Annotated in this window: 6 protein-coding genes; 4 read left to right on the top strand and 2 right to left on the bottom strand. The window is 74.0% G+C overall.

Features of this window, described 5'->3' with window-relative positions:
* Positions 1-29 precede the first annotated feature (29 nt).
* On the bottom strand, positions 30-1,352 hold the full coding sequence (locus tag IH44_RS0138345) for an extracellular solute-binding protein (protein ID WP_030464484.1): 1,323 nt from the start codon (positions 1,350-1,352) through the stop codon (positions 30-32).
* A gap of 268 nt (positions 1,353-1,620) precedes the next feature.
* Between IH44_RS0138345 and IH44_RS0138340 the strand changes: the two genes are divergently transcribed.
* Complete coding sequence (locus tag IH44_RS0138340; RefSeq protein ID WP_030464483.1) at positions 1,621-3,642, top strand: beta-galactosidase; 2,022 nt, start codon at positions 1,621-1,623, stop codon at positions 3,640-3,642.
* 327 nt (positions 3,643-3,969) lie between these two features.
* The gene (locus tag IH44_RS0138335) at positions 3,970-5,214 is read left to right on the top strand and encodes a cytochrome P450 (RefSeq protein ID WP_030464482.1); all 1,245 of its coding nucleotides are present in this window, start codon (positions 3,970-3,972) and stop codon (positions 5,212-5,214) included.
* Positions 5,215-5,266: 52 nt separating this feature from the next.
* On the opposite strand, the gene IH44_RS47520 is transcribed toward IH44_RS0138335, so the two are convergent.
* Positions 5,267-5,707, bottom strand: coding sequence for a hypothetical protein (locus IH44_RS47520; protein WP_030464481.1), 441 nt, complete (start codon positions 5,705-5,707; stop codon positions 5,267-5,269).
* A 124-nt stretch (positions 5,708-5,831) separates the two neighbouring features.
* Between IH44_RS47520 and IH44_RS0138325 the strand changes: the two genes are divergently transcribed.
* Both IH44_RS0138325 and IH44_RS0138320 read left to right on the top strand, forming a co-directional pair.
* Positions 5,832-6,377 (top strand): GNAT family N-acetyltransferase, encoded by a 546-nt coding sequence (locus IH44_RS0138325; RefSeq protein ID WP_030464480.1) that lies wholly within the window; start codon positions 5,832-5,834, stop codon positions 6,375-6,377.
* Between the two features lie 56 nt (positions 6,378-6,433).
* Positions 6,434-6,976 carry a GNAT family N-acetyltransferase gene (locus IH44_RS0138320; RefSeq protein ID WP_035957621.1) on the top strand — a complete coding sequence of 181 codons (543 nt, stop codon included), beginning with the start codon at positions 6,434-6,436 and terminating at the stop codon, positions 6,974-6,976.
* The last annotated feature ends 95 nt before the right edge of the window (positions 6,977-7,071 follow it).

Genomic DNA, 7,071 nt, shown 5'->3' with positions numbered 1-7,071 from the left:
GGGCCCGGGGGCCCGGGGCGGGGCGGGGGTCAGCCGACCTTGAAGCCGTTCTTCTTCAGGTCCTCGACGGTGGACTGCTGCATCGTCGACAGCGCCGCGCCGAAGTCGCCCTTGTCCTGCGCCGCCTTGCCGAAGGCGTCCTTGAACGCCGAGTACGCCACGTTCACGTTCGGGCCCCAGGCGGCCGGGGCGGTGCCCTTGGCGATCTCCGCGGCCTTGGCGTAGAAGTCCGGCTGGTTCGGGAAGAACTCCGGCGCGGCCGACAGCAGGCTGCCGGTCTGGGCCGAGGTCGCCGCCGGGTAGATGTTGACCTGCTGCACCAGCGCGGCCAGCGCCTGCGGGTCGGTGTTCAGCCAGGTGGCGAACTTGGCGGCCGCGTCGGCGTGCCCGGACTTCACGGCGCCGGTGGTCACGCCGGTGGCCGAGCCGCCCCAGCTGCCCGTCACCGAGGCGCCCGCCTCCCACTGCGGCAGCGGGGCCACCGCCCACTTGCCCTTGGTGTCCGGCGCCGAGCTGGTCAGCACGCCCGGCGCCCACACCGCCGAGACCCAGCCGATCTGGGTGCCGTCGTTGAGCGCCTTGCTCCAGGCCGGGGTGTACATCGGCTGGTTGTCGACCGAGCCGTCCTTGACCAGGCCGGACCAGAAGTCGGCGACCTTCTTGGTGGCGGCGTCGTCGATCGCCACCTTCCAGCTCTCGCCCGCGACGGTCCACCACTTCGCGCCGGCCTGCTGGGCCAGGCCCGCGAACAGGCCCGGGTCGTTGGCGGAGAAGGTGGTCAGCGCCTTGTCCGGGGCCTTCTGCTTCAGCGCGCGGGCGGTGGCGGCGAACTCGTCCCAGGTGGTGGGGACCTTCAGGCCGTACTGCTCGAACAGGTCCTGCCGGTAGTAGAAGGCCAGCGGCGCGGTGTCCTCGGGGACCGCGTACACCGCGTCCGAGCCGAGCGTGACCTGCTTCCACACGCCGTCCGCGAACTGCGCCTTCGCGCCGCCCGCCTGCTTGGCGATGTCGGCCAGCACGTCGTTGGAGACCAGCGTCGGCAGCGCCTGGTACTCGGCCTGGATCAGGTCCGGGGCGTTGCCGGCCTTCGCGGCGGTGATGGTCTTGGTGACCAGGTCGTCGCCGCCGGCCTGCTTGAGCACGCTGACCTGGATGTCCGGGTGCGCCTGGTTCCAGACCTCGGCGACCTTGTCCATGTTCGGCGCCCAGGACCAGAAGGTCAGCTTCACCGGACCGGAGGCCGCCCCGGCGGAGCCGCCGGCACCACCGGAACCGCCGTCGGACGAGCACGCGGACAGCACGAGCGTGCCGCACAGGGCGGCGGCCGCGGCGAGGGCGAGGCGACGGTGCATGGATCCTCCCGGGGATCACGGAATGTCGAGTGAGGGGCCGGGCGTCGGCCGCCGGGCGAGGGGGTGCGCGGCGGCCCGCCCGGGGGAGCGGTGCCTGCGACGAAGCGGCCGGTGAGAGGCCCGGTCCGCTGTTGTGCACGTTCACAGTACGGAAACCCGGGAGACACTTGTCAATCCCTGAGGTCGTACGGTTATCTGGGCGAGACAAAGCGACACCCGGGACCGGTTAGGGTGTGCACGTTCACAGTTCTTCGCGATGGAGCCTCCCATGGATCACCCGCGGTACCCCCGCCCGCTCGGACTCGACCCGCTCGCCTACGGCGGCGACTACAACCCCGAGCAGTGGCCCGAGGAGGTCTGGGCCGAGGACGTCCGGCTGATGCGCGAAGCCGGGGTCACCATGGTGAGCGTCGGGATCTTCTCCTGGGCCCTGCTCGAACCCGAGCGCGGCCAGTACGAGTTCGGCTGGCTCGACCGCCTGCTCGACCTGCTGCACGCCCACGGCATCCGGGCCGACCTGGCCACCCCCACCGTCGTCCCGCCCGCCTGGTTCTACCGCGACCACCCCGAGGCGCTCCCCGTCACCCGCGAGGGCACCCGCTACGCGTTCGGCTCCCGCGGCGCGATCTGCCACAGCTCGCCCGCCTACCAGCACGCCGCCGCCGCCATCACCGAACAGCTCGCCCGCCGCTACGGCACCCACCCCGCCGTCGCCCTGTGGCACGTCCACAACGAGTACGGCGTCCCGGTCAGCGACTGCTACTGCGACGAGTCCGCCGCCCACTTCCGGCGCTGGCTGGGCGAGCGCTACGGCACCCTCAAGGAGCTCAACTCCGCCTGGGGCACCGCGTTCTGGGGCCAGCGCTACACCCGCTGGGACGACGTCCAGCCGCCCCGGCTCACCCCCACCGCGGGCAACCCCGCCCAGCAGCTCGACTACGCCCGGTTCACCAACGACGCGGTCCTCGCCAACTTCAAGCGCGAACGCGACCTGCTGCACCGCCTCGCCCCCGGCATCCCGGTCACCACCAACTTCATGACCGCGCTCAGCCAGTGCCAGTCCATGGACTACTGGGCCTGGGGCCGCGAGGTCGACCTGGTCGCCAACGACCACTACCTGGTCGCCGAGGACCCGCGCAGCCAGATCAACCTCGCCATGGCCGCCGACCTCACCCGCTCGGTCGCCGGCGGCCGCCCCTGGCTGCTGCTCGAACACTCCACCGGCGCCGTCAACTGGCAGCCCCGCAACCTCGTCAAGCGCCCCGGCGAACTCGCCCGCAACAGCCTCGCGCACGTCGCCCGCGGCTCCGAGGGCGCGATGTTCTTCCAGTGGCGGGCCTCCCGCTCCGGCGCCGAGAAGTTCCACTCCGCGATGCTCCCGCACGCCGGCACCAACAGCCGGATCTGGCGCGAAGTCGTCGCGCTCGGACAGGAGTTGGGCAAGCTCGCGGAGATCCGCGACAGCCTGGTGCAGGCCGACGCCGCGATGCTCTGGGACTGGGAGTCCTGGTGGGCCCAGCGCCTCGAGTGGCGCCCCAGCGTCGACCTCGACGCCCGCGAACGCGCCGAAGCCTGGTACACCGCGAGCTGGGACGCCCACCTCACCGTCGACTTCGCCCACCCCGAAGCCGAGTTGAGCCGCTACCCGCTGGTCGTCGCCCCCGCCCTCTACCTCACCACCGAGGCCGCCGGCCGCAACCTGCGCCAGTACGTCGAGAACGGCGGCACCCTGGTCGTCTCCTGCTTCTCCGGCATCGTCGACGAGCACGACACCGTCCACCCCGGCCCGCACCCCGGCGCGCTGCGCGAGGTCCTCGGCCTCACCGTCGAGGAGTTCGCCCCGCTGCGGGCCGGCGCCGCCGTCCGGCTGGAGGGCGACGGGCAGCCGCCGCTGCGGGCCGAGGCGTGGACCGAGTTCGTGCTGCCCGAAGGCGCCGAGACGCTCTGGCACTACGCCGACGGCCCCACCGCCGGAGGACCCGCCGTCACCCGGCACGCCCTCGGCTCGGGCCGGGCCTGGTACGTCTCCGCCCGCCTCGACGACGACGGACTGGCCCGGGTGCTGCGCGCCGCCGCCGCCGAGGCCGGCCTGCCCGAACGCCGGCTCCCGCACGACCTCGAGGTGGTCGAACGGGTCGGCGAGCACGGCCGGTACCTCTTCGCCGTCAACCACGGCCCCGCCGCCGCGGACCTCCCGCTGGCCGGGCCCGGCACCGAACTCCTCACCGGGGCGGACGTCCGGGACGTGCTCGCGGTGCCCGCGGGGGAGACCCGGGTCGTCCGGTACTGACGCGCGGGGCCGGACGGACCGGTTCCAGTCGGGTCTTCGGGCGGGCCTTCAGGCGGTCCCTCGGGCAGGTCTTCGGACGGGCCTTCAGGTGGACCCGACACGCGCCCGAGGCGGGTGCCAGGTCGGGCCGAGTCCGGGCCGAGTCCGGGCCGAGGTCGGCTCAAGGCCGGCGGGGCGGGCCGGGGGCGGGGCGGGCGCGTCGGAAAACCGGGTACGGCGGCGCAGGGTGACAGGTACAGTCCGAAACGATCATCCGGCCGGGCCGTCCGCACAGGGCGGTCCGGCCGGTGCACCGAGGAGCAACCCCTGTACCGGAGAGGCCACCTGATGGACACTCAGCGCTGCCCGTACCGACTCGACCCGGTCGGCACCGACCTGCACGGCGAGACCGCCGCCCTGCGCGCCACCGGCCCGGCCGCGCCCATCGAACTCCCCGGCGGCGTCCCCGCCTGGTCCGTCACCGACCCCGCCCTGATCAAGCGCCTGCTCACCGACCCCCGGGTCTCCAAGGACGCCCACCGGCACTGGACCGCCGACCTGGCCGGCGAGATACCCGCCGACTGGCAGCTGCGGATGTGGACCGACGTCCGCAACGCCCTCACCGCCTACGGCGACGAGCACGGCCGGCTGCGCCGCCTGATCGGCCCCGCCTTCACCGCCCGCCGGATCCGCGCCCTCGCCCCCCGGATCGAACGGATCGCCGCCGACCTGCTCGACCGCCTCGCCGCCCACCCGCCCGGCCGCACCGTCGACCTGCGCGCCGAATTCACCTGGGTGCTCCCGCTGATGGTGGTCAACACCCTGCTCGGCGTGCCCGACGAGATGCACGACGCGTTCCGCTCCACGGTCGGCCGGCTCTTCGAGACCGGCACCGGCCCCGAGGAGTCCGTCCGCAACGGCGAGGCCGTCTACGTCCAACTCGCCCTGCTGGTCGAGGCCAAGCGCAAGAACCCCGGCGAGGACGTCACCAGCGCCCTGATCCAGGCCCGCGACGAGGAGACCGGCACCACCCTCGAGGAACGCGAACTCCTCGACAGCCTGCTGCTGCTCATCGGCGCCGGCCACGAGACCACCGTCAACCTGCTCGGCAGCGCCGTCGTCCAGCTCCTCACCCACCCCGACCAGCTCGACCGGGTCCGCACCGACCCGGAGCGCTGGACCGACGCCGTCGAGGAGACCCTGCGCCACCAGCCGCCGGTCGCCAACATCCTCCCGCGCTTCGCCGTCGAGGACATCCACGACGAGGCCACCGGCCTCACCTTCGCCCGCGGCGACCTGCTGGTCGTCAACTTCCTCGCCACCGGCCGCGACACCGACCTGCACGGCGCCGACGCCGCCGAGTACGACCACACCCGGGCCACCCGCCGCGACCACCTCTCCTTCGGCCACGGCATCCACTACTGCCTCGGCGCCGAACTCGCCCGCCTCGAATCCCGGATCGCCCTCGCCGCCCTCTTCGACCGCTTCCCCGACCTCGCCCTCGCCGTCCCCGCCGACGAACTGCGCCCGGTCGAGTCCTTCATCTCCAACGGCCCGCGCGAACTCCCCGTCCTGCTCCACGGCCGCCCCTGACCGGCCCTCCCCGGACCGGCCCCGAGCCCCCAGACCGGCCCCGGGCCCCCGGTCAGTCTCCGTCCGCCCGGCCGGCCAGCGTCCGGTGCAGGCCGCCGCGCAGGCGGGCGGAGGCGCCGGGGAGGCGGCCGAGGGGGAGCAGTTCTGCCGGTCGCAGCTCCGGGCGTCCCGCCAGGGCCAGTACGGCGGCGTACGGGCGGGCGGCGGCGGTGAGGCGGGCGGCGGTGGCGTTCAGGACGGCCAGCAGGGTGGGGCGGTCCGCCGCCGGATGTTCGGCCAGCAGGAGGAGCAGGGCGTTGGCGTTCCACGGGCCGTGCTCGGCCGGGGCGTCGCGGCAGCGGGCGGCGAGGGCGAACAGCGCGTCGGCCCGCGTGCACGGATTGGCCGCCACCGCCTGCCGGACGAACGGGTACTCCGATCCGGCCAGTTCGCGCAGGACCGCGGGGTCCCGCGAGGTCCCGGCCAGGTCGAAGTAGTAGGAGGGGGTGCGCACGGAGCCTCCCGTTCCGGTGCCAGGAGCCGCCATCCTCCCGGACGGGCCCGGGCCGGGGCGAGCGGATTGCGCGGCCGCCCGAAAACCGCTTGCCCAGGCCCCCGGGCCCGCCCATGATCCGTCCATGGACCACGTGATACGAGCCGTGACCGGCGAGGACTGGCGACAGGTCAAGGAACTGCGGCTGGCGGCCCTGCGGGACCCGGTGGCGGGGATCGCCTTCCTGGACACGTACGACAACGCCGCCGCCAGGCCGGACGAGCACCGGCAGGAGCGGGCGGCCGGCTCCCGCGGCGAGACGGTCGCGCAGCAGTTCGTCGCCGAGCGGGCGGACGGCGGCTGGGACGGATCGGTGACGGTGCTGATCGAGCGGGCCGGCCACGCGGACGCCCTCGGCGCCCCGACCGACGTCGACCAGGCCCACCTGGTGGGCGTGTTCGTCCGCCCCGAGCAGCGCGGCACCGGCCTGGCCCGGGCCCTGTTCGACGCGGCGATCGCGTTCGCCCACGAGCTCGACGAGCCGAAGGTCTCCCGCGTCCGCCTCTACGTGCACCAGGACAACCAGCGGGCCGAGGCCTTCTACCGGAAGATCGGCTTCACCCGCAGCGGCCGCTCCGTCCCCGTCCCGGGCGACGGGTCCTCCGTCGAGCGCGAACTCGTCCTCGGCTGAGGGGCGCCGCACAGAATCCGGTGGTGCTGTGCGGTTCCGGCGTCGAGAATCGCGGGATGCGTGAAGTGAGGCTGTCCGACGGGGTCGTCACCCTGTCCCCGCTGCGCCCGGACGACGTGCGGGCGCACCTCGCGGGGGAGGACGAGCTGCTCGTCCGCTGGCTCAACGGAGGTCCCGGTACGCGGGAGGGTGTCGAAGCGTACGTCCGGCACTGCCGGGAGCAGTGGGACACCGCCGGGCCGCTGCGTGCGTTCGGCATCCGGGCGGGCGCCGAGGAGGTGCTCGCGGGCACGGTCGACCTGCGGTTCGCCGGTGCGGGACTGGCGCCCGGGCAGGTGAACGTCGCCTACGGGCTCTACCCGCCCTGGCGGGGGCGCGGCCTGGCCACCCGGGCGGTTCTGCTGGCGTCCCGGTACGCGGCGGGCGAGGGCGGGACGGAAGCCGTCATCCAGGTCGAGCCGGAGAACCCGGCCTCCGCCGCGGTCGCCCTGCGGGCGGGGTTCACCCGCAGCGGGCCCGCGCACGGCGAGGACGGCACCCGCTTCGAGCGATACGGCCTGGACCTGCGCGCCGCCGCCCTGCCTCCCGTGGACCGCTAGGGAGCGTATTCGGTCGTGATCAAGGGGCGGGCTTGGTGAGGTCTTTGAGCCAGATCATCGCGCCGCGAAGGCGGAGGCCAGCGAGGTAGCTCTCG

The organism is Kitasatospora sp. NRRL B-11411, assembly GCF_000721345.1.
Classification (GTDB): domain Bacteria; phylum Actinomycetota; class Actinomycetes; order Streptomycetales; family Streptomycetaceae; genus Kitasatospora; species Kitasatospora cineracea.
The sequence above is the reverse complement of the archived record's forward strand: the minus strand, read 5'-3'. Positions and strand labels throughout refer to the sequence as shown.